The organism is Clostridium sp. AWRP (assembly GCF_004006395.2).
Classification (GTDB): domain Bacteria; phylum Bacillota; class Clostridia; order Clostridiales; family Clostridiaceae; genus Clostridium_B.
The window spans coordinates 1,174,636-1,197,966 of record NZ_CP029758.2; the positions used below are offsets into that span (position 1 = coordinate 1,174,636).

General features: G+C 33.1%; 16 protein-coding genes. All 16 read left to right on the top strand.

Annotation, left to right across the window (positions count from 1 at the left end):
* Window positions 1-7 precede the first annotated feature (7 nt).
* The 16 genes from DMR38_RS05365 (at window position 8) to DMR38_RS05440 (ending at window position 23,301) form a co-directional block, all read left to right on the top strand.
* Window positions 8-199 carry a hypothetical protein gene (locus DMR38_RS05365; protein WP_175412926.1) on the top strand — a complete coding sequence of 64 codons (192 nt, stop codon included), beginning with the start codon at window positions 8-10 and terminating at the stop codon, window positions 197-199.
* Between the two features lie 3 nt (window positions 200-202).
* The gene (locus tag DMR38_RS05370; protein WP_127720334.1) at window positions 203-2,317 is read left to right on the top strand and encodes a hypothetical protein; all 2,115 of its coding nucleotides are present in this window, start codon (window positions 203-205) and stop codon (window positions 2,315-2,317) included.
* 175 nt (window positions 2,318-2,492) lie between these two features.
* A complete protein-coding gene (locus DMR38_RS05375; protein ID WP_127720335.1) occupies window positions 2,493-2,708 on the top strand; it encodes a hypothetical protein in 216 nt (71 codons plus the stop codon).
* Between the two features lie 207 nt (window positions 2,709-2,915).
* Window positions 2,916-3,974, top strand: coding sequence for a hypothetical protein (locus tag DMR38_RS05380; RefSeq protein ID WP_127720336.1), 1,059 nt, complete (start codon window positions 2,916-2,918; stop codon window positions 3,972-3,974).
* A gap of 26 nt (window positions 3,975-4,000) precedes the next feature.
* Complete coding sequence (locus tag DMR38_RS05385) at window positions 4,001-5,185, top strand: phage major capsid protein (RefSeq protein ID WP_127720337.1); 1,185 nt, start codon at window positions 4,001-4,003, stop codon at window positions 5,183-5,185.
* A 50-nt stretch (window positions 5,186-5,235) separates the two neighbouring features.
* On the top strand, window positions 5,236-5,640 hold the full coding sequence (locus tag DMR38_RS05390; protein ID WP_127720338.1) for a hypothetical protein: 405 nt from the start codon (window positions 5,236-5,238) through the stop codon (window positions 5,638-5,640).
* Window positions 5,640-6,185 (top strand): hypothetical protein, encoded by a 546-nt coding sequence (locus tag DMR38_RS05395; protein WP_127720339.1) that lies wholly within the window; start codon window positions 5,640-5,642, stop codon window positions 6,183-6,185. The genes DMR38_RS05390 and DMR38_RS05395 overlap by 1 nt, the downstream gene beginning before the upstream one ends.
* Before the next feature lie 13 nt (window positions 6,186-6,198).
* Window positions 6,199-6,723, top strand: coding sequence for a hypothetical protein (locus DMR38_RS05400; RefSeq protein WP_127720340.1), 525 nt, complete (start codon window positions 6,199-6,201; stop codon window positions 6,721-6,723).
* Complete coding sequence (locus tag DMR38_RS05405; protein WP_127720341.1) at window positions 6,701-7,255, top strand: hypothetical protein; 555 nt, start codon at window positions 6,701-6,703, stop codon at window positions 7,253-7,255. Before DMR38_RS05400 ends, DMR38_RS05405 begins: the two co-directional genes overlap by 23 nt.
* Window positions 7,256-7,269: 14 nt before the next feature.
* A complete protein-coding gene (locus DMR38_RS05410) occupies window positions 7,270-7,686 on the top strand; it encodes a hypothetical protein (protein ID WP_127720342.1) in 417 nt (138 codons plus the stop codon).
* 43 nt (window positions 7,687-7,729) lie between these two features.
* Window positions 7,730-10,372: a DUF6273 domain-containing protein gene (locus tag DMR38_RS05415; protein ID WP_127720343.1), complete on the top strand. Its 2,643-nt coding sequence runs from the start codon at window positions 7,730-7,732 to the stop codon at window positions 10,370-10,372.
* A 15-nt stretch (window positions 10,373-10,387) separates the two neighbouring features.
* Window positions 10,388-12,124 (top strand): hypothetical protein, encoded by a 1,737-nt coding sequence (locus tag DMR38_RS05420; RefSeq protein ID WP_127720344.1) that lies wholly within the window; start codon window positions 10,388-10,390, stop codon window positions 12,122-12,124.
* Window positions 12,125-12,137: 13 nt separating this feature from the next.
* Window positions 12,138-12,389, top strand: a complete 252-nt coding sequence (locus DMR38_RS05425; protein WP_127720345.1) for a hypothetical protein — start codon at window positions 12,138-12,140, stop codon at window positions 12,387-12,389.
* An 11-nt stretch (window positions 12,390-12,400) separates the two neighbouring features.
* Entirely contained in the window at window positions 12,401-13,813 is a 1,413-nt protein-coding gene (locus DMR38_RS05430; protein WP_127720346.1) for a hypothetical protein, read from the top strand.
* Between the two features lie 20 nt (window positions 13,814-13,833).
* On the top strand, window positions 13,834-14,814 hold the full coding sequence (locus tag DMR38_RS05435) for a hypothetical protein (RefSeq protein ID WP_127720347.1): 981 nt from the start codon (window positions 13,834-13,836) through the stop codon (window positions 14,812-14,814).
* Window positions 14,815-14,829: 15 nt separating this feature from the next.
* Complete coding sequence (locus DMR38_RS05440; protein ID WP_127720348.1) at window positions 14,830-23,301, top strand: LPD38 domain-containing protein; 8,472 nt, start codon at window positions 14,830-14,832, stop codon at window positions 23,299-23,301.
* The last annotated feature ends 30 nt before the right edge of the window (window positions 23,302-23,331 follow it).

Here is a 23,331-nt window from a genome sequence, read left to right on the forward strand (position 1 = left end):
ATTTTTAATGGCAATTATCATTCTCCTTATAATTTATATTATGTACCTGCAAAAGTTGCATTGTGATGAAATTAAAACATTATACAACAAATTAGGTATAGAAACAGAGACAATTAAAGAGAGTGTTAAACCTTCTAAGGTTAAAAATCATATCAAGAAAAAGATGATAGAAATGGAGCACAGCAAAGGGGGTGAATAACTTATGCCCGGAATACTTGGGAATATTAAGACTATTATAAATGGATTTTTCGACAGTAAGCAGTCTAAGCAGCCAAATGTAATAGACTCAGAACCTATTGTTGGGGACGTTCAAGATTACATATACAAAGAACAGCTTGTATCCTTTGTAAAAGAAGAATTCGACAGGAGGCAGGAAGAAAGAACGCCGTATGAACTTAGGTGGAGGCTTACTCAAAACTTTATTCAAGGAAACCAATACTGCGATATAAACGAAGTTTCTAATACGATATTCCAGCAGGAAAAGCTGTACTTTTGGCAGCAAAGAGAAGTGTATAACCATATAGCAGCTATAGTAGAAACTAGGCTAAGCAAATTAGGCAGATTAAAGCCGTCTATGACGGTAAGGCCAATGACTTCGGATAATGAAGATATAAGTACCGCTAAGGTATGCAAAGCTATAGTGGACAGCACATATCAAAGTCAGAAGATGGAACAAAAAATTAGTGAAGCTAATTCATGGTCAGAGATATGTGGAAGTGCATTTTATAAAGATGTGTGGAATAGCCAGGGTGGACAACTTATCGGGTATATAGATGATGAAGAAGGAAACAAGCAGCCTATATATGAAGGTGATATTGAATGTTTGGTTGTACCAGCCTATGAAATATTTCCAGATAGTTGCTTAAATGATGGTATAGATAGATGTAAAAGTATAATTCATGCCAAAGCATTTACAGTGGACGAAATAGAGGAAATATGGAACGTAAAAGTAGCTGGAACGGACATAGATGTATATAGTTTAGGAACTACAAGGGTAGGAGTTGGTGGACTAGGATATAATGCTACAGTACCTACCGCAGCCATAACAACTAAACCAGATTCACAAATAGTAATGGAGTATTACGAATTGCCTTCTAAGATATATCCAGATGGTAGGCTAATAATAACTACGAGGGACGAACTTTTATATTATGGTACTTGCCCTTATAAGGTAGGCGAAAATGGTAAGATAGCATTACCTTTTGTACGTCAACAGTGCGTGAAGGATGCTGGAAATTTCTTTTCAATATCTGTTGCAGAGAGGTGCTTGCCTATACAGCGTGCTTATAATGCAGTTAAAAACAGGAAACATGAGTATTTAAATAGATTAGCAATAGGAGTAATGACCTATGAGGATGGAACTCTGGCAGATGAAGAAAGTCTTGAAGAAGACGGACTTGCACCAGGGACAATAATACCTAGAAAACCAGGTTCAGCACCACCTACCTTTGTTCAAAGTGAAGGATTGCCTAATACTTTTTTGGATGAAGAAGAAAAACTAATGAGTGAATTTAGAGAGATTAGTGGAGTTTCTGAACTATCTTCATCAAGTCAAGCTTCAAACGGAGCTGGCTCAGGTGTAGCGCTTGAAGTATTGAAAGAGCAGGATGATACAAGAATATCACTTACAGCAGATAATATAAGGCAAGCAATTTTAGAGGTAGCTAAGCAATGGCTAAGATTATACAAACAATATAGTGCAGGTCCACGTATGGTTAGATTGGTAGGCAAAGATAATTCAGTATACATCAATTATTGGAATAAAGATCAGCTAACAAGTGATGATGTAGTACCACTTACAGATGATGATTTAGCACAAACTCCTGCACAGAAAAAGCAGCAGGTTATGAATCTATTACAATTAGGATTGTTCAATGATCCTGACACTGGAAGAATGGACAGAAGTACAAGGGCTAAAATTATGGAAATGCTCAATTATGGAAATTGGGAAGATGGTAACGACATAGATCAGATGCATATAAGTAAGGCTATGCGTGAAAATATAGATGTTCAAAACGGACAGATGATTAATGTCAGGGATTTTGACGATCATGCTATTCATATAGAGGAACATAACAAGTTTAGATTATCTTCTGATTATGAAGATTTAGGCAGAGAAAGACCAGATTTGGCAGATTATTTTGACCAACATGTACAAATGCATCAAGATGCAATACAGATGCAGCAGCAACAAGCTATGATGCAACAAATAGGAGTGCAGCAGCAAGCACAACCACAGCAATCAAGTAATGATATTAAAATTACTCATAGTAATACCAAAGGTCCAAGAGATCCAATAAATAATCAAAGAGGATAGAAAGGAAGAATTTTAAATGGGAAAATGTAAAAGCGGTTCAAAAGGTTAAGAAAATTGTAGTCTCCGTTTGTTTGCATAAATATATAATTATTTGTCTCAATAATAATTTGTTTATGGTATTATTTATATTATAGGTAAGCTATAAATGTAATTTATGGTGAAGGAGTTAAATTAAATGAATAAAAATAAAAGTATAAAAAGACCCAATATTTTATATTTAAGTATTTTTGCTGTTTCAATAGTATGTTATTTTTATGCATTATCATTTACAACGTTGGAATTATGGAAACAAGTATTGATTATACTGGCAGCAATTCTTGCTATTTTAGTTGTAGAACTTTCAATATTGTATGCATTCAAGAACCATATTAAACATAAAAAGCTCAACTGAAAGTAAATTGAGATTAATAATATTTTTATATTGGTTATCAACTACTAAAAATAATAATGAAAACAAGAAAAGCCGTGTATTGGAGCTAATATCCATCATGTGGCTTATTTTTGTATGCTTATAAATTAATAAAAATAACTACAGCCTATTAGATGCCCCGAAAGCCAATAAGGATAACGTCTAATAGAGTGATTGGAGGAAATATATATGGCAAAATTACAAGAAACTAAAAAACCTTTTGCAATGGATCTGCAATTGTTTGCAGATACTAAGCCATTACCTGAAAATCAGCAAGACCAACAACAAGGAGGCCCGCAAAACCAACAGCAGACACAGCAGCAACCAGCACCACAAAGTTTAAGGGATCAAGCAATGGCAATCCTAGCACAAAGCCAGGGTGGAGATCCTTCTCAGGGAGTGGCCCCAACACAGGGACAACCACAGTCAACAGAAGGTAATCCACAAGGAGAACAAACACCTAATCAAGCACCAGCAGGGGAACAACCTAATCAGGCTCCCGATAATGCTGATGCTTTAATTTTAGGCAAATTTAAAAGTCCTGAAGAATTAGCTAATTCTTATACTAACTTAGAGAAAATGAATACTCAAACCAGACAAGAGTTAGCACAGGCACAGCAAGCAGCTCAAGCAGCTGAAATGGCAGTTGAACAAATGAAACAACAAATGCAGGGTATCGTTAATCCACAGCAGACACAACCACAACTAACGCCAGAGCAGCAAAATGAGGCATTTATGAATAAGTTCTATGAAAATCCAACAGGAACTATTCAAGAAATGCTTAAAACTATAGTTGAGCCACAAATTCAGCCTATACAACAGCAAATGCAAGCACAACAGCAACAGCAAGCATGGAATCAAGCTGTAGGTGATTTTGCACAAAAGACACCAGATTTTGATAACTGGAAAGGACAAATGGGACAGGTACTAGATGCTAATCCAAACCTAGCCGATTTAGCAAGAATACCAAATGGTTTAGAAATAGCCTATAACATGGCTAAAGGACAGAATTATCAAGACCCTAGTTCTATGCTTCAAAATCAAGACTTTGTAAAACAAAATATTCTAAGTAACCAGGATATTAAAAATCAGATTATTCAAGAATATTTGCAAGGTATACAACAAGGGGAGAAAGCGCCTACCGTCATTAATGGCCAGGCAAATGGTTCAACGGTAGTAGTTCCAGAGGGTAAACCTCAAAATATGAAAGATGCCAGGGCAATGGCAATTAAAATGTTACAAAGTTAAACACGTAGATAAGGAGTGATTGGATTATGGCAGTAACAATGGCAAGTGCAGATCAAATATTAAAAATTGTATATAGAGAATTATTAGCTAATCAGTTAAACATAGAAACAGATCCATTATATAATGCGATAGAGAGTTCAACAGAGGGTGTGACAGGTAAGGAAGTTAGGGTTGCAGCACCATTTGGTGTAAATGGTGGTATAGGTGCAGGTGCAGAAGTTGGACCATTACCAAAGTCCAATGGAAATCAATATCAGCAATTTGTATCTACTCTAAAGAATCTCTATGGCACACTTTCAATTTCAGATAAATCCATAAAGGCAACTTCAAATAATGAAGGTGCCTTTATAACTTTACTCGAATCAGAAATTGAAGGGTTAAAGAAAACAGCAAAGTTCAACCTTTCAAGGATGTTATACGGTGATGGAGTAGGAATTATAGCTACAGCAAAAGGGGCAGTTACATCTCAGTTAACAATACCGATAGATGGTTATAAATATTTAATTGAGGGACTAACAATTGATATATTAAGTGCTTCAACTCATGCACCTGTAACAAATGGTGCAGGAAGAAGAATCCTAAATGTAAATAGAGGTGCTACACCTTCTATAACCTTAGATACAGATGGTGGCAATGTAACTTTAGAAGGAACAGAAATAATTACTGTTCAGCAATCTTATAATATGGAAATAATAGGACTGAAAGAAATATTTAAAAATACAGGTGCGCTATATGGAGTGGATAGGTCAGCTAACTACTGGATGGTTCCTTATATGCAATCTAGTATTGGTGCTATTTCGGATGTTAAAATACAGGCTGCAATTGATTATTTAGATGAAGTTGCAGGTTCAAAGGTTAATTTCCTATTGTGTTCAAGTGGTGTAAAAAGGGCATATCAGGCATACATGGAATCCACTAAGAGGAACGTTAATACGTTAAATTTATCTGGAGGTTTTACAGCTCTAAGCTATAATAACCAGCCCTTAGTTTCAAGTAAATTTGCCCCTACAGGTACATTAAAGTTGTTAGATACAACTAAGTTTACACAGTATAATATGGGAGATTGGGATTGGCTGCAAGGTACTATGGGTGCAATACTTACACAAGTAGCTGGAACTCCATTATGGGGAGCTACACTCGTTAAATATTGTGAGTTGATTTGTAAGCATCCTGGAGGTCAAGCAGAATTAAGCGGAGTAACTGAATCATAAAAAAGGTAAGGATTAAAGCCTTACCTTTTGCATTTAAGAAAGGTGATTTTATGTATATAGATACAGATAGAGAAGTTATAACTTCAAGTACCTGCAATATACCACAAAGATTAAAGCAGATAGATAAAGGCTATTTCGTGGTAAGAAATCATTCTATAGGACAATTTGAAGTACACCACAAGGATCAACCATTTAATACATTTTGCCTATCAATACCCTGGAATGAGCTAGACGAAAGAACCTTACAAATGGTGAGAGAAACAAGAATTGAATATATAAAAAATATTACAGCCCAAATGGACAGGAAAAATGAGCAGATTGGAATTGATGGAGATAAAAAACTTAAAGATGTTACAGAAACAGTTTCCAGGAATATTTACAAGTATGTAAAAGCTCATGAAAGTAAGGAAACTATAGACGAAGATAGTAAATATTTTAAAAAGGCGGTGTCTTAATGAGTACCGTAAAGGATGTTTACAAGGAAATTTTAAGTAAAACCAACAAGCCATTAAATCTAGCAACAATAAGACGTAGGATAAATGAGGCTATAGATTTTTTTAGTAGTATTTATGACAGAATGATATTGAAATCACAAATTACTATAAGTTGCGTTGATACTGACACTTACTATGAGATTCCAGTAGATTATATTGGAATATCTAAGGTATTAGACGCAGATAACAAGAAATATTATGATTTTCAAATGCTGAATAACTCTATAAAATTCAAAAATATAGGAAATTATACTCTGATAGTTACTATTAAACCAAACTTACAGCAGACAAGAGACATTAGGCTCCTTCAAAATGAAGTTATAAATATAAATCCATTATTTCTAAGACCTTTAATATTTTATATATTATCTCTTATAGAAGATGATCCTAATAAATCATCAAACTATATGAGTACAGCCAATACATTAGCACAGGAGGCTAATTTTATGGCAAAAAGGCAGGACAATGCAAATAAAAAAAGAATACCTGCTCTGTTATGGAGATAGGACGGTGATATAATTGTCAACTTTTAAAGATGCTATATCAGATGTTTTAAATAGAGTAGAAGAAGATCCTATAGACGAAGTTGAAGACGATATACTTCAAATGGTCAAGAATGGAATAAATGAAGGATATATGCTAATTGCAGCTAAAGCAGATAAAAGAACTAAAAATATTATATTTAGTTATGTAGACGGATATAAACTTCCAGATGATTTTGTAGAAGTTGTTAGTTTGTACCATAATTCGATAGGCCGTTTATCAATTTTAGACTATGAAATAATAGCTGACTTATTGTATATAAGGTCAAGAGATGCTCAAAATGGCAGTATAACGCTTACCTATGCTAATTATCCAGAACCATTAACAAATGATACGGATACAGTTAATATAAGTCCAAGCTATTATTACGCTTTACTTGTATATGGTTCTTATACTTATTATGTTTACAGAAGGAAGCCTGATATTGCAGAAATGCTTTTAAATGAATTCAATATGTTAGTAGGTGGTGATGGAACAAATGAAACTCAAAGAAATATTTAAATTTGCATTAAACAGAATAGGGGAGCATGAAGGTGATAGGCAGATAACCAATATTGTAATAAGTGGTATTAATGCAGGGTATAAAATAATTGCTATAAAGAATAAAAAGACTAAGCAAATTCCTATAACTGCAGAATTAAATGTACCTGTATCACTTCCAGTAGATTTTATTAACCTTGTTTTACTTCAAAAAGAAGGTGTTGATGGTGGAAGATTAAGTCCGAATGATTATTTTAGTGAAAGTGATATATTGCTGGTGACCAATCTTGATGTGGTAGGGGATCTAACTATGTATTACAATTATATACCAGTTGATTTAGTCTATGGTATTGATGATGAAAAGGAACCTTCTATACAAGCAGCTTATCATATCGCGTTAGCTTCTTATGCAGCTTATTACTATTTTATATTCAAGAAAGATTTTAATGCAGCAACTATGTGTTTAAATGAATTTAATGCAATAACGGGACTTGCAGAAACAACAGAAATAAACAGTGACCAACCCAATATACAAGAAAGCAATAAAAAATAAGGGAGATGTTATAAATGGCAAATTTAATTCATGTATATCAAGGATCTGTAACAAGTGGAGGAACGGATGGGACACAGGTATCTGAAGGAACTGAAACTGCACCAATAATCGTAGGACCTTTAAATGCAACAAACAATGAAGAAAGTTCAGCGATAAAATTAGCTATAAGATGTGATGCTGGATATAATTCATCCGGTAATGCTGTAATAACCCCTACAGGAACAACAGCAGATAAATGGGCATTAGCACCAGATAACGCAGGGGTAGCAGGAAGCTTCGGAACTTATGGATCGGCTCTTACTATATCAAGTGTAATAGGTACTACAAATACATTATTTTGGGTAAAAGCAAAAGCTTCAAATACAGAAACTCCAGCAAATGATACAAGTGTAGATTTAGTAGTAAATGCAACAATAAATGCAGTTCCTTAGTCACTAAATTACTTGTAGACTTGTAGATTGGAGGTGACTATAATTGTCTCAGGCAATAAGCAATTTAGAAGTTGGTAATAAAATTAAGTTAGGTAAATACCAGGTTGAATCTGAAACAGAAGAACCTATAACATGGATAGTTGCAGATAAAAACCATACTGGGTATCCTGCAAATTCAGTAACATTAGTAGCAGAAAATATAATTGATTTAAGAGGAGTTGACGGAGCAGAAGCCGGAAACTCAAATAGTATGAGGGCAAGTCATGGTAGCAACAGATATAGAACATCAAATTTAAGACAATGGCTAAATTCTAGTGGCGCAGCAAGTGGATGGTTTACAGCACAAAACTTAACAGATGGTACTACAGACACTAATAATCATGATGCTTCACCAATTGATGCAAATTTTTGTAATGGAAATGATGAGGCTTGCCCAACAGGGTATGACACTAAAAAAGGATTTTTAAATAGTTTTAGTGCAAATGAATTAAGTAGTATATTAAATACTGATCTTACAGTTGTAAAAAGTTCGGCAACTGATGGTGGAGGTAGTGAAGTTGTAACTGATAAAGTATTTTTATTGTCTAATACAGAAGTTGGATTAGCAGATGAAGGTGGCATTGCAGAAGGAAGCGAGTTGGCTTTATTTAGTGCATTATCAGCTTATAAGACAGCTCCTCTTACACAAGCAGCAATTTCAAATACTAAAGCTACTGGTATACCTTCCCCAATGACAGGCTCTTGGGAGTGGTGGTTAAGAACTCCTAAAACTGATCCCTTTATAGTTAATTTTATTGCTCCAGATGGTTCTCTTTCTGCAAATTATGCTAATACTGGCTCTATTGGAGTTAGACCTTCTTTAAACATAAATGATACTACTTTAGTATCTGATGATGTAGATTCTGATGGGGCGTACACATTAGAAATTCCTACAGGAACGCCTCAGACTGTTACAATATATACTAAAAGAATAGTAGAAGTTTCTTCAGGAACGTCTAATAAAATAAGTAATTTATCAGTTGGCGATAAAATTAAGTTAGGTAAATATCAGGTTGAATCTGAAACAGAAGAACCTATCGTATGGGTAGTTGCAGATAAGAACCATACTGGGTATCCTGCAAATTCAGTAACATTGGTAGCAGAAAAGGTAATTGATTTAAGAGGATTTGATGGGAAAGAAGCCGGAAACCAATATGGCGGTAGGTCAAATTATGGTAGTAACAGATATAGAACATCAAATTTAAGACAATGGTTAAATTCTAGCGGTGCAGCAAGTGAATGGTTTACACCACAGAATTTAGAAGATGGTACTACAGACGGTACTACATATGCTAATGGTTATGATGCTTCACCAATTGATGATAATTTTTCCAAAGATAGTAAAGCTTGCCCAACAGGATATGATACTAAAAAAGGATTTTTAAATTCATTTAGTTCAAACGAATTGAAAAGTATATTAGATACGGACCTTAAAGTTGTAAAAAATATGGCAACTGATGGAGGCAGTAGCGAAGTTGTAACTGATAAAGTATTTTTATTGTCTAATACAGAGGTTGGATTAGCAAATGAAAATAGTATTGCAGAAGGAAACATACTAGCTTTATTTAATACAGAATCTAATAGGCCATCCGGTCTTACACAAGCAGCAATTTTAAATACTAAATCTATTGATAAACCTAATATAGAAGATCCAAATGTAGAACCTTGGGATTGGTGGTTAAGAACTCCAGATTATTCTACTCCTTATTTGTGTAGGGAGGTTCATTATGATGGTTCTCTTGCTGAAAATTATGCTAATACCGGTAGTTTTGGAGTTCGTCCTGCTTTAAATATAAGTGATGCTGCTTTAGTATCTAACACTAAGGATTCTGATGGTGCATATACATTAGCGGTTCCTTCAGGAATAGATACTAAGAGAATAGTAACTGTTCCAGGAATACCTCAGAGTGTTACAACAGATACTAAAAGAGAAATAGCTAACTCATTAAAAGTATCCACTGATTCTAAAAGAGAAATTACAAATAGTGAAGGTACAAAGGCAGACACTAAAAGGATTTTAAAATCTATTCAAACAATTGCAGCAGATATTAAAAGAAAAGTCATAGAGTTAAATACAAGTACATTTGACACATTAAGAAGGTCTGAAAATTCAATATCAATATCAATTGATACAGAAAGAAAAGTACGCCCAGCACAAACTATTAACATAGATACTAAAAGAAAAATTAAAGAAATTCAAATTACGCGTGTAGATACCAAAAGAATTAATCAGTTTATTCAAAATTTTAGAATAGATACCAAGAGAATATCTTTATTTGTTAATTTTCAAAATAAGGCTGTTAAAAAATATGATATTCAAATGGATTTAATGTATGCTGTTACTAATGATCTTATTAAAGTAACACAAAATGACTTCGGGGCAGTTGTTTTTAATATTACTATAGCTTCAAATGGTGAAAGCGTTAATTTAGTAGGAAATTCAATAAATATTATTATTGATAATAAAAACAATGTTGGCGTTTGTACAATAGTAGATGCCGTAAATGGTGTAGTCCAATACAAACTAACACAAAAAGATACGGCCACATTAGGTGTACATCAATTCGCCTTAGAACTAATTACAGCAGATAGCAGAGTTACAACTGAAAAAGCAAAATATACAGTAATAGAAGATTTAAATTCATAAAAGGGTGATGAATTTATGGATAAAGAAAGTTTATTAAGCTTTAATTTTTCTAATGGAATAAATGAGTATAAAGATGAAACTCTTTTAGATGCAAGTGAAGCGAGTAAAGCACAAAATATAGACATAGACAGTGGCGTTTTATCTACTATAAAGGAACCTTCTACTGTTTTAAAACGAAGCAATATAGTTAGACTTGCTAAATTTTTTAAAAATGGCAGTACAACTTTAATGCCCCTAGAAACTAATTCAGATTATTTAAATTATCAAGTTGGAGATACTGAGGTAATGTTGATTGGAGATGGCATTACCTCAGTTAAAGTTTATGATGGAAGTTCTTACAGAAATCTTGAAAATAGAAGAATAGAAAATATAACTACTCTTAATATACCTCCACTTAAACCACAAACAATTGTGAGAATAGGTGGAGGAAGTAAGGAAAATTCAATTAAAGTACAGTGTTTTCCAACTGTAGATAACGTAAATTCTATATATATTAGAAGGTCAATTGATATGAGAGGCTATGATTGTGGGCAGCCTGTTCCTTATGATGCCATACCATATGCAAGTGAAAGCGATATACTAGAAACTTACGTTGGAGAGGTTATTACTTTATTTGAAAAAGGTTATCCTAGTGTTGATACTTATGATCCAACTACTGGTCATACGATCACTACTAAAATGACTAGCGGACCTAAAGTAATTGTTATGTTTATTCAATTTCCTGTTACAGAGGATATGATTACGAAAAGTGTTACTGCACCACAGACTTTTACTGAAAGCCCTCCGAAGGGGAGCATGATTGAGTTAAACCATGAAAGAGTATGGCTTGCTGGTGATGTAGATTTTCCTAATAGAGTGTATTTTTCTAAAGATTTAGACATAGACGATTGGACTATACCTATTGATGAAGGGGAAGCCAACCAGCATGGAGGATTAATTGATGTTCCTACCTGGGATGGTGGTATAATCATAGGCCTAAAAGTTTTATTCGGAGATCTATTTGTTTTTAAGAATAGAAATATCTTTAGAATATTTGGAACCTATCCAGGTAACTATGAATTGGAACAGGTATGCAGCACAACAGGTGCAATATCTGATAGAAGTATAGTATCAGGACCTTCTGCTGTATATTTTGCATCAAAAGAAGGTATATATGCGTTCAACGGAACATCTGCAAATCTTGTTAGTCAAAAGATTAGAGACACATGGAAAAACATTAATCAGGACTATATTAAAAATGCAGTAGGTATTTTTTATGATAATAAATATTATCTTGCGGTCCCTGAAGGAAATTCAACAACTAATAATCTTTTAATTAAATACAATACGGAAGATGGCAATTTTACATTTATAAGAGGATTAGAAATAAATGATTTTATAGAATTTAACGGAAATATGTATTTTAGCAATGATTCAGGCGTTTATAATATGTTTCAGTCAGAGGACCTTAATACTAATGGATATGAAGCAAATTGGACAACAGGAAAGTTAAACTTTGGAGCTTCAAATGCAGTAAAGAGAACTGAAAAAATGTATTTTTTAGGTAGTGGAAATGGTAAAATTCAAATAAGCATAGAAAATGAGAAAGGCAAGAAAAAGACTGTTAAGCTTCCTTTACCCTCAACTGAAAAAATGTTTAAAAAAAGAATAAGAAATAGAGGTAGGACACTTAAATTTTCATTTTCTAGTGTAGAGGGTTCAAAATTCAAGTTAAAAGATATGCAGATAACATATGAAACAGAATACGATTAAGAGGTGCTTATATATGGATTATTCAAGAAAGAATATAACTGGGACTGATCCGGTAGATATAAAAAACATAAATGATAATTTTAAATATTTATTTATGAAAATATTTCAAAAGGTAGCGGCAGTAACAACTTCTTCCGTTTCTAAAGAATCACCTGAACAAGCTCAAACAACTCAACCATTTCATATTGAAGAACCAGACGAACCACCTGCGCCAACTTATGCCTATTTTGCTGATGATCCAGACATAAATCTTCCAACGTTATAGGTAATAAGATAATGTTTGATATTTTAGGTATAAAATATGGTGATTTAGAATACCAGAAAGATGGAATTCATGGCAAATATTATTATTTTGAGGTAAATAATTTAGGCGCAAATTTTGAATTTTATCCTAGTTTATCTATTCCTATACTATGTAAGCAAAATGTAAAAACATTAAGTGGAGATGAAGTTTACAGAAGTCTTAGGTGTTATTCACCTACAGGAACAGCTATGGTTGATATGGCTGTATTTTGTACTTACCCAAGCTCATGGCTTCCAGATAATGAAATTGAAGCATATTCAGATAATGGCACTATGGGAACATTTGTAGACGCTTATAATGGTAATGTATATACTAGAAATTCAGATCCGGGCGAACTCAATTATCCTAATCTTTGGTTATCACCATATGGTTGTGATACAAGTACAGAGCTTACACTTCTTCAGCAATTAGAAATTATACGTAAATTTATACCCTATTATTCTAATACTAAAAATAAATATTTCATGAGCGGCAATTTAGCTTCTAATACAGGGGGTAAATGTAGTTTTGAAGTACCCGATTCTGCAATAAAAGGGTATTCATCAATAAGTAATACAGCGTGTAAAGCTGGAGATGATATAGTAACTATAAATGGCAAAAAGTATGATCTATATAAAAGTAAATATGACTATATTAGCAATCTTTTTGACAAATATGGTACATGGTATTCTAATGAAAATAATGTTGGTAGCTGTGGTAGTTACTCTGTTGATAGTAATGGCAAAATAACTTCTCCTATTTATGTTTTGGAATATAAAATTATAAAAAAGCCGGCATTTTCTGGCGTTTTAGATGATATTAAAAAATCAATAGGTATTTCAACACCGAATTACAATAATGGAATTTTACTCAATAAATCTATACATACTTTGTGGATTAACATTAAACTATTTATTGTAAACTGGTATGAATATATGGGAAAGTCAGATGAATTTATTAAAAGTGCAGCTACAACTATACTTTTAGATAAAGATTGTTATAATTATGACCTTAATCCAACTGTATCAATTACCGCAGACGAAAAAGAGCAAATTGAAACTTTAATAAAAAACGATAGAATTCAAAATGGTAAATATAGATATTTTTCTAAGAAAGAGTATAACTCAGTAATAGAGCACATTAATAATATTACAGTATCCACGCTATCTAAGATTGATGTTGATATGACAGCATTAAGCAGTAAGCATTTTCAAAATATCATAGATGTTATTAATGCTTTTATTAAAAACTATAAATATGATTTTAGAATTTATTACAGGAATAGGAGTAATGCTGAAGGAGATATTCCAGGAGATAAGCACTGTATAGAGTTTAAAGCTGGAGATGATTCCAAGGTTTCATATACAAATAAACAGGTAGATGTTCCTTATACTAAACTATATTGATGGAATAAGGAGATGATAATATGGCAGGTTACACAACATATTCAGGACTAAGCAATGTTGCGCTGCAAAATCCACTTACAAAAGTCTTACCAGATAGCGGATATGCTGCTAAAGCACAGAGTCAATATGATCCTTCCTATAATTTAAAGGTTACAGGACTTCAAAATACTTTAGCAAATAACCTATCTAACCTAGAAAATTCAAAGGGACAAATTGTGGCCAATTATGATAAATCTGTTGCTAGTCAAAACTTAAATAATGAATTATCAAAAAATAACTTAAATAATGATGCTTTAAATAGAGGACTAGGTAGGAGCTCAATAGTAACAAGTGGATTAGCACAGGCAGACGTTATAAATAATAGAGCATTGGCAGGAATACAGGGAGATAAAACAACAGCTTTGAATAATGTAGCACTTCAACAGGCAAATGCAAATATGGATGAACAGAACCAGCAAAATACAATGGCAGCGAATAGATTAGATGATTTGCAAGCCTTAGCAGATAAATTAAAAGATAAGGACCTAGATAGATATGATAGTGAATTAGCGAATAATAGAAACTATTATATGCAGCAGCTTAATTATAATAATGCAGTAGGACAATTAAATGATAATAACTACTGGAAAGGTGTAGATCAGGGTAACTGGCAGCAACAATTCAATTTAAATAAATCTAATTCACAATTTAATAATGATTTGAATTTGAAAAAGTATAATCTTGATGCAAGCAATTCTGCGTTCGCTAATAATTTAAACGAGAAGAATTATAACACATCACAAGGCGCAGTCAACGCCAAAATATCAAATGCTGCAACTGATGTATATAGCAGAATATATGGTCAATTTAATAATTCTAAAGATGCTTTATCCTACTTACAATCTAATAAGGCAAGAGTAATAGGACAAATGACACAGGCCGGTATGACACCAAATGATGCTATGAATTATTATATAGCTATGTCAAAAGATTTAGGTTCTAAGCAGTATTCTAAAAAGTAAAGGAAGTGCATATAAATGACTTTACCAGATTGGAAACCTATAAAAAAGAAGAAAAATGAATATGATGATACGGATTCAGATGGTTCAAGTGATTTTTCAAGTAGCTCAAATGGTTCAGATAATGTAAACCTTCCAGATTGGAAACCAATACCAACTAAAAACGAGGATAGCAATTTAGGTGATTTAGGCGATATAAGTAATATGTGGGTGGATGATCCTGCAAGTACGCCAGGTAAAACCGTAAGTAATTATGATGCCGGGACTGATAATTTAAAAAGCAGTCCCGGTTTTTTTAGTAAAATAAATGATTGGCTTAATAACAGTGCATTAGGAAGGTTCGGAAAGAATCTTGATACAAGCAATAATAACTCTAGTCTAAAGGATGTTACTCAGGGATTTAGTGAGCAACAAGATACACCTAATCCAATAAAGGCCATATCGGATACTTTTAGTGATATTGCAGATAAATATAAAAATGATAATGTGGATACGGGTATATTTACACCTATTACAAAAGCCGAGGATGCTCTTAGAGAAAGTAATTTATATCAAAATATGGCTAATAGCCCTATAGGTCAATTTTTAAGTAGAGTTGGTGAAAAAGCAGGACAGACAGCAACGTTTAATCAAGGAGAAGGTACGGACGTAAAAAGTGCAGATACAGGAAACAATATAGCAAACACTGTTGCCGATTGGATTGGTACAGGAATGGGACTTGCGGCTAATCCAGAAGGTGGTCTAGGAAGTATAGGAGAAGGACTAGAAAAAGCTGTAGGAAAACCAGTGGAAAATTTCATAAGCCAGCCTATAAGAAATGCTGTAGCTAATAAACTAGGGAAAAATTCAATAGATGAACTCTCCACACCAGTGTATAATGCCCTCCAATATGGACTACAGGCTAATAAAACAGGTTTAGAATGGGCAGGACTTACAGGTGCGCAGGATGCTGTAAATAGTGGCAATTCCAATATACAACAGCCCTCTAGTACCGATATTGCAAAAGACTTGTTTAGCAGTTATTTAGGTGGGGCAATATTTGGTATGGCAGCAAAGGGATTAAATGAAGAAGTAATGCCTAGAGTTAGCAATATGTTTGAGAAAAAGAGGCTTAACAACGAAGGTTTTCAAGAAGTAAGTCCTGATAGTGGTATTTGGTATAAGAATAATACTGAACAGCAGTTTGTACCAGACGATCCCACTGGAACTGTAGGCCACTATGAAGATGTAAAAACACAGCCAACTATATATTATGAACAAGTACCATATAGAGGCCAAATGATACCTAAATGGACTGTTCAATTGAAAAAGATTATGGACAATTCTAAAAATGCAGACGAAACTTATGACGCTATGGCTGATTTCTACAATGGTATACACAAAAATACAGACAATCTTCTAAATACAGAAAATCCAGTAAATACACAGCCAGGAGAAGAAGATACTGCAACTATGCCAGGTGAAGATACAGATAGACTACAAAATATACTGCAAAATATAGATAATACAGAGACTACAGACACAACAACTATGCCGCAAAGCACTAATATTGAGCCTACTGTACCACAGCCTATAGCACCGGAGAATAAAGTACCACAGCCTAAGTATTCAGATGATTTCCTAAATAAGAGAATTCAAACTTTGACGGATATGTCTAAAAATCTTATTGAAAATAATGGTGGCAAAGTTACTCCAGAAATTGAGAATAAACTTAATAATATAAGTTTTGAACTCAATAAATTATTGAATATGAAAAATAGAAATCAGGCTAATGTTGATGATACATTGAATACACCTGCAAATAATACACCACCACAGCAGGATTTAATTCCCAATAATAATCTAAATCAACAGCCGCAAGTAGAGAATACCACTAGAACAATCCCACAGGCAGAAAATACCGCAGAAAATGCCACTGAAATGGTCCCACAGAAAGAGGAAGTAGCAAAGACACCTAAAGAAAATAACATCTCTGTAGAAGTCCCTAAACAGCAAATAAACACACCTTCAATTAGACCTAAAACTATAGAATCAGGGCAAAAATATAAACTTAAAAATTTAGGTATAGTTACTATAAAGGATAATGACGGTAAATTAATAACAGCAAAACATAAGAGTGGCCAGGATATTAAGATAGGAATTAAAGGCTTTAATAATTTAAATCCTCAATATTTAGGCAATAATGTTTCTAGTGAACAAGAAGTACCGGTGCAGGAAGAAAATAATATTTCACAAGAAGTACCTGTGCAGGAAGAAAATAATATTCAACAAGAAGTACAAAATAGTCAAGAGCCAGCAGTTCAAAAGGTTAATGATAATGTAGAAAAGATTAAAAATGATGAAATTCCAGATAATATTAAGAAAATTTCAACGAAATTAATAGGTGTTGATCCACAAAGATTTCAATTTAAGGAAGACACAAATTCCAAGACTGGTGCTAGTAATGAATTAAAAGGAACAAATAGATTTGACCACACTAAAGCAGGAGTCGTTACTGTATGGCAAGATAAAAGCGGTAGGAATTGGGTAGTAAATGGCCATCATAGGGTAGAACTTGCAAATAGAACTAAAACACCTTATGTAAATGCTATGGTGCTTAAAGAAAAGGACGGTGTAACTGATAAACAGGCAAGGGAAATTGGAGCACTTCAGAATATAGGAGAAGGTAAAGGAAGTGCTAAAGATGCAGCACAAGTTTTCAGAGATGGAGGATATAACTTAGAAGATATAAGAAACTTGGGATTATCTACTACAGATAAATTTGTTAAACAGAGCTATAATATATCAAAACTTAATGATAGACTTTGGAACAAAGTTGTAAATAAACAGATAAAGGATGGTCAAGCATCCATGATTGGTGAAGCTTTCCCGGCTGATAATAAGAAAAATATAGTCAATCAAAATGCAAGTATGGATTATATTCAAAGTGAAGGGCACGTTTCAGACCAGGAATTAAAAGAGGTTATAGACCAAATTAAAGCTGCACCGGTTACAGGACAGCAAATGGATATGTTGGGTGGCTCACAGTTTATATTGAAAAATAACTTTAAGAATAAAGTAAAACTTATATCTAAAGTTAAGTCAATTTTGGGAAGTGAAAAATCAGCTTTTAACAATGTTTTAAATAAGAAAAAAGCAAGTTTGCTTAATGAAAAAGGTAATGTACTAAACGATACAGCCAATAAAAAACAATTAAATTTAGTTAAGCAAGGCTTAGAGTTAGTGGATCGGGGTAAGAATAAAGCAGGCGATCCTATTAATGATATATTAAATCAGTATGCAATTAAGATAGAACAGGGTATGAGCAATGTTAAAGCAGCAGAGGGAGCTAGTAAAGAAATAGTTGATTTAGTGGATAAGAGTGGTTATTTAAATAAATTAAATAATAATCAAATAGAAGGCCAGCAAAGTTTATTAGGAGGTTTAAGTGATGAAAAACAGGGACAAGGTGCTACTGGCAATAAAACTTCGGGAACAGGAACAGGAGTTCAAAAAAATGCAGGAGAGGCAAATCAACAGATACAACACCAGGAAGAGTTAGCCAAGGTTACTCCAGAGCAAGAAAAAAAGATTCAAGTTTTAAGTGAAAGAGCAGAGAAATTAGGACATAATAAACCTGAATTTTCTATCAATAAAAATGGATTGGTTCTAGTAACAACTAAATCTAAAAGTAATAATATTATGAAACACACGATATTTAAAAATGGAGAAACTGGCACAGGACATTTTGGAGATAAGAAAAAGGTTGTTCCGTTAGAAGTCAAGCCTAATGTAAGTTCAATGACTAAAAATCAATTATTTAAAGCTATAGATGAAACACCTCTATTTAATAAATATAAACCCTCTCAAAATACTGTGGATTGGGGCAATGGTAAAACCAAGGGACAGGGTAAAAGAATAGGTAATATGGTTATGGGTGCTATGGGGGATGCTCCCCAAGGTAAAAAGACCTATATAAATTTAGTTGGCAACGTACCTGAATTTCAAACTAATGCTGATGATTTTAAAGGCATGAGTGAACTAAATAAAACTAATTATTTGAAAGCTAGGGAATATGGACTTAACCATAATCAAGCTATGGTATATGAAATTGTAAAAAACAACAGTCATGGTCTAACTGATAGCCAGGTAATGGATAGGATTAAAAACTATGAGAATATAAGTGGAGTAAAGAATAAAGAAGATAACGTATCAAAAAAATCTACATGGCTTGATACAATATCTAAACACGATATTAATTACGATAAAGCATATAACGCTTATAGAGGTATAAGTTTTGATCCTGAAAGAAGAGCAGAAGAAGAGCAAACTAGTTATGTCAATTCCATGAAAGACATATATATAAAAATGCTAAAATTAGCTAAAACCCCTGAACAAAAGGCAGTTTTAGAAAGTGAACTAAATAAATATAAAGACAACTACATTAGACATATGAATACCATATTAGATGCTAAATCAAGGACCTTGAGTTCCATGATAACCGGTCCTGCTAGATTTCCGAAAGCTAGGAATGAAAAAGCTTTAAATACAGAACATAAAAGAATAACTGAATTTTTAAACTGGCAGAAAAAAGCTGAATCAAGTATAAAGAAAAAAATTACTGGTGCTATGTCAGACGATCAAAAAGATGAAGCTGAATATGAAAGGCTTAAAAAAGAGGCTTTAAATACCATAGAGGTATTAAAAAGTATTGAAAGTGGCAAAGAATTTTACAGTCCTTCATTGTTTAGAAACGGATTAAGAGGTAAATTAATGAGAAGCCTTAATAATGGTAATGTAGAAATTGTTAGTAAGGTATTGGACTTTATTAAAAAAACAGAAGCTGAACACCTTAAAAAGCCTGTATTTTCCTCAACTAATGGGATATGGAGAGCTGTAGAAAGTGCAAAAGAAAAACTTACAAATGTTCCCGAGGCTAAGACGGGTGAAGAAACCATAAAAGAGTATGACGGTGCTTCAATAGTTAGAAATTTTGACGCTGATAGAGTTCAAATAAAATTTGATGAAAAACCTAGTGAAGAAGTTAGAAAAGAATTAAAAAGTACAGGATGGCACTTTTCACCTACTAATAATGTATGGCAAAGGAAGTTAACTCGTAATGCTGAATATTCTTCTAAGAGAATATTGGATAAATACTTTAAAGATAAGGTTTTAGAAACACAAACTAAGAAATCTACTGGAACAAAAGCCTATATTGCACCAGATAGAAAAACTTTAAATAATGGTGGCACAGGTGAAACATTACCCAGAAAACAAATTATAGATAGTCTTATAAAAGAATTAGATATACCAGCTAGAGTTGGCCGAATGAATAAACGTAAAGCTTCAGGAATATATAAAGAAGAACCACAGGTCATCAGAACTAAATTAGCTGAAGACATACCAACCTTATCACATGAGATTGGTCATCATCTTGATATGTTATATAGAATAAATGATTTAGTTAAAAGTAATTCTAAATTTAATAAAGAAGTTATGAATTTGGGAGAAGAGCAAGCCAAGTTACAAAAACTAAATACTGAGGAACAAAGAAGTGAGGGAATAGCTGAATTCGTTAGAAAATATCTAACTGGTGAGGATTTAGGTAATGTTACATTTACCAATATGTTTGAGAAAATATTAGATGGAAAACTAATAAAGGCACTTAATATTTTTAGAAAGCACTATGTGGAATATCAAAATGCTGATCCAGGTAGTAGAATTTTATCTAATGTGAATTTTGGAGATAGTAGAAAAACTGTTAAAGAAAAGACACAAGAAAAAATGAAGGATATTAAAAACTCTACTTTTGATAAATTTTATACTACCTGGGTAGATGAATTAAGGCCACTAGAGAATTTAGTTAAGCAAGGCACACCAAAAAGTATACAAAGTGATCCTTTTAGAATGGCTTGGTTATTTAGAGGCTGGAGTGGTAAAGCTATAGGAGCTATTAAATATGGAGTTTATAACTATAATGCTAATGGTAGACTTATTAAAGTGTCGAAAGGTTTGAATGAAATATTAAAACCTATAAAAGCAGATTATATGGACAATTTCAGGAAATATATTATAGCAAAAAGAGTTATTGAAAAAGAAGGACAAGGAATAAGGACAGGCTTTGATTTAATGGATGCGGAAAAAGTAGTTGAGACATATGGTAAAAATAAAGAGTTTGTAAAAGCACATGAAGAACTACAAACTTATCAAGATGCGATACTCAAAAGACTTGTAGATGGCGGTTTAATGAGTACCGAGCAATATAATAAGATAAAGCAACTTAATAAAGACTATGTCCCATTTTACAGAATTTTGGACAATGAAGAAGGTGCTAATAAATATACTGGAAGTACCTTTGGCAATATTAAAAGTCCTGTTAGAAAAATGAGAGGTAGCAATGCTAGTATAGTTGATCCAATAGAGAGTATAGTTAAAAATACTTACTATTTCACTAATTTATCTGAAAGAAATTTAGTAGCACAAAGTTTAGTTAAATTTGCAGGAGAAAATCAAGGCATGGGTAAATTTATTGAGAATGTAACACCTAAGTTTTCAGTAACTAAATTTGGCTTAAAAGAAATTAAAAATCAACTAGAAGGTGCAGGGTTTGATATTGAAAATTCTGACCTAGAAAAAGTAGTAGCAGTATTTAGACCAATAATGAAAGGTAATGCAGCAGAAAATATTATAACAGTATCTTTTAATGGCAAGCCTAAATTATATCAACTTGATCCTGATATATACAATGCAGTTATGGGACTAAATAGAGAAAGTAGTGTTTTAATATTTAGAATTGCCAATATTGCCACTAAAACATTAAGAGCAGGAGCAGTCTTAAATCCTGAATTTGCACTTAGAAATTTAGTTAGAGATGCAATGGATGCTTCCGTATACTCAAAGTATCATTTTATACCTATACTGGATACTATAAAAGGTTTATCTCATGTACTTAAAAAGGATGAAGTGTACCAATTATGGTTAAACAGTGGTGGAGCTCAAAGTGATTTTGTATCTATGGATAGGGATTACTTAGCTAAAGGTGTAAGAAGTGTGTTATCTAAAGGTAAACCATTAGAAATCTTAAAAGACTTCTTAAAGAATCCACTAGAACCTCTTAGGTGTATTTCGTCATTATCAGAAGAAGCTACAAGGTTAGGACATTTTTCTAAAGGATTAAATAAAGAGGGCAATTCAAGAGAGGGAATATCAGAGTTAGGATTAAGTACAAGAGATTTAACACTAGACTTTCAAAGAAGTGGGACAGCAGGTAAAAGTGCTAATAAGGTAATTGCTTTCTTTAATGCCACAGTACAAGGCCAGGATAAAATGATAAGGACATTTAGAAATCCTAAAACTAGAACGGCAGCCTTAATCAAAGCTTTAATAGGTATAACCTTGCCGTCACTTATACTATGGTCTATGTACCATGATGATGATAAAATTAAGGAACTTCCACTATGGAGAAAGGATTTATTCTGGAACATACCTACTGCAGATCATGTTATAAGTGTTCCTAAACCTTTTGAATTAGGTATAATTTTTGGAAGTTTACCTGAAAGAGCGTTAGATTATTTTAAAAGCAATGATCCAAAGGCTATGAAATCATGGGTAAGTGACTTTTTGGAAAATATGCTTCCAGGGGCAATACCAGCAGCAGTTCAACCTATGTTTGAGTGGTGGGCAAATAAGAGTTTCTTTACTGGTCTTCCACTTGAAAATGAAGGAGATAAGAATCTTCCAGCTTACCAAAGATATTCGGCTTCTACCTCTTTGTTAGCTAAAGATTTAGGAAAATTAGCTTCTACATTTACAGAGGGTGGCCTATCTCCTAAAAAAATAGACAATACAATTCAAGGATATACGGCAGGATTAGGTAAGTATGCTGTAAATGCTATTGATGCTATTTTAGGTGCTAAAAATGAAAAACCAGCCGGTCCACTGGAACAAATTCCAGGTTTAAAAGGATTTTTGGTTAATCCATATTCACAGCCAAGAATCATTGATGATTTTTATTCACTTAAAGAGGATATTGATTCAAAATACGAAGAAGCTGTTAAACAATTTAAAGCTGAAAATCCCGATATGTCTGATAGTGATTGGCGCAGGGCTTTAAAAAATGATATTACACCTATTCAAAATCCTGCAAAAGAAGTAATCAGCTTACCTGATGGTCTTTCACAACTGCATAACCAGCAGTATGAATACAATAAAGCATCACAATATTTAAGTGATGTGAGAAAAAAAGAACAGGCCATTTATTCAGATGATAGTTTATCGGCAGCAGTTAAGAGAGGAAAGATTAACGAGCTTCAATTTGAAGCTACTCAATATATAAAGCAGTTTAACAGTACAGGAAGTGCCGGAGATGTAGGAAGCAGTAATACACAAAGTAACAATACGCAAAGTACAGGTTTTGGAAGTGGTACTTCATTTTTTGGAAATACAAAGAAAAAATCTACTAGGAAAAAATCCACTGGAAAATCAATGCAACCAGCACAATTTGGGCAGTAGCAATCTTTTATATCATAAAGGCTGAAATAG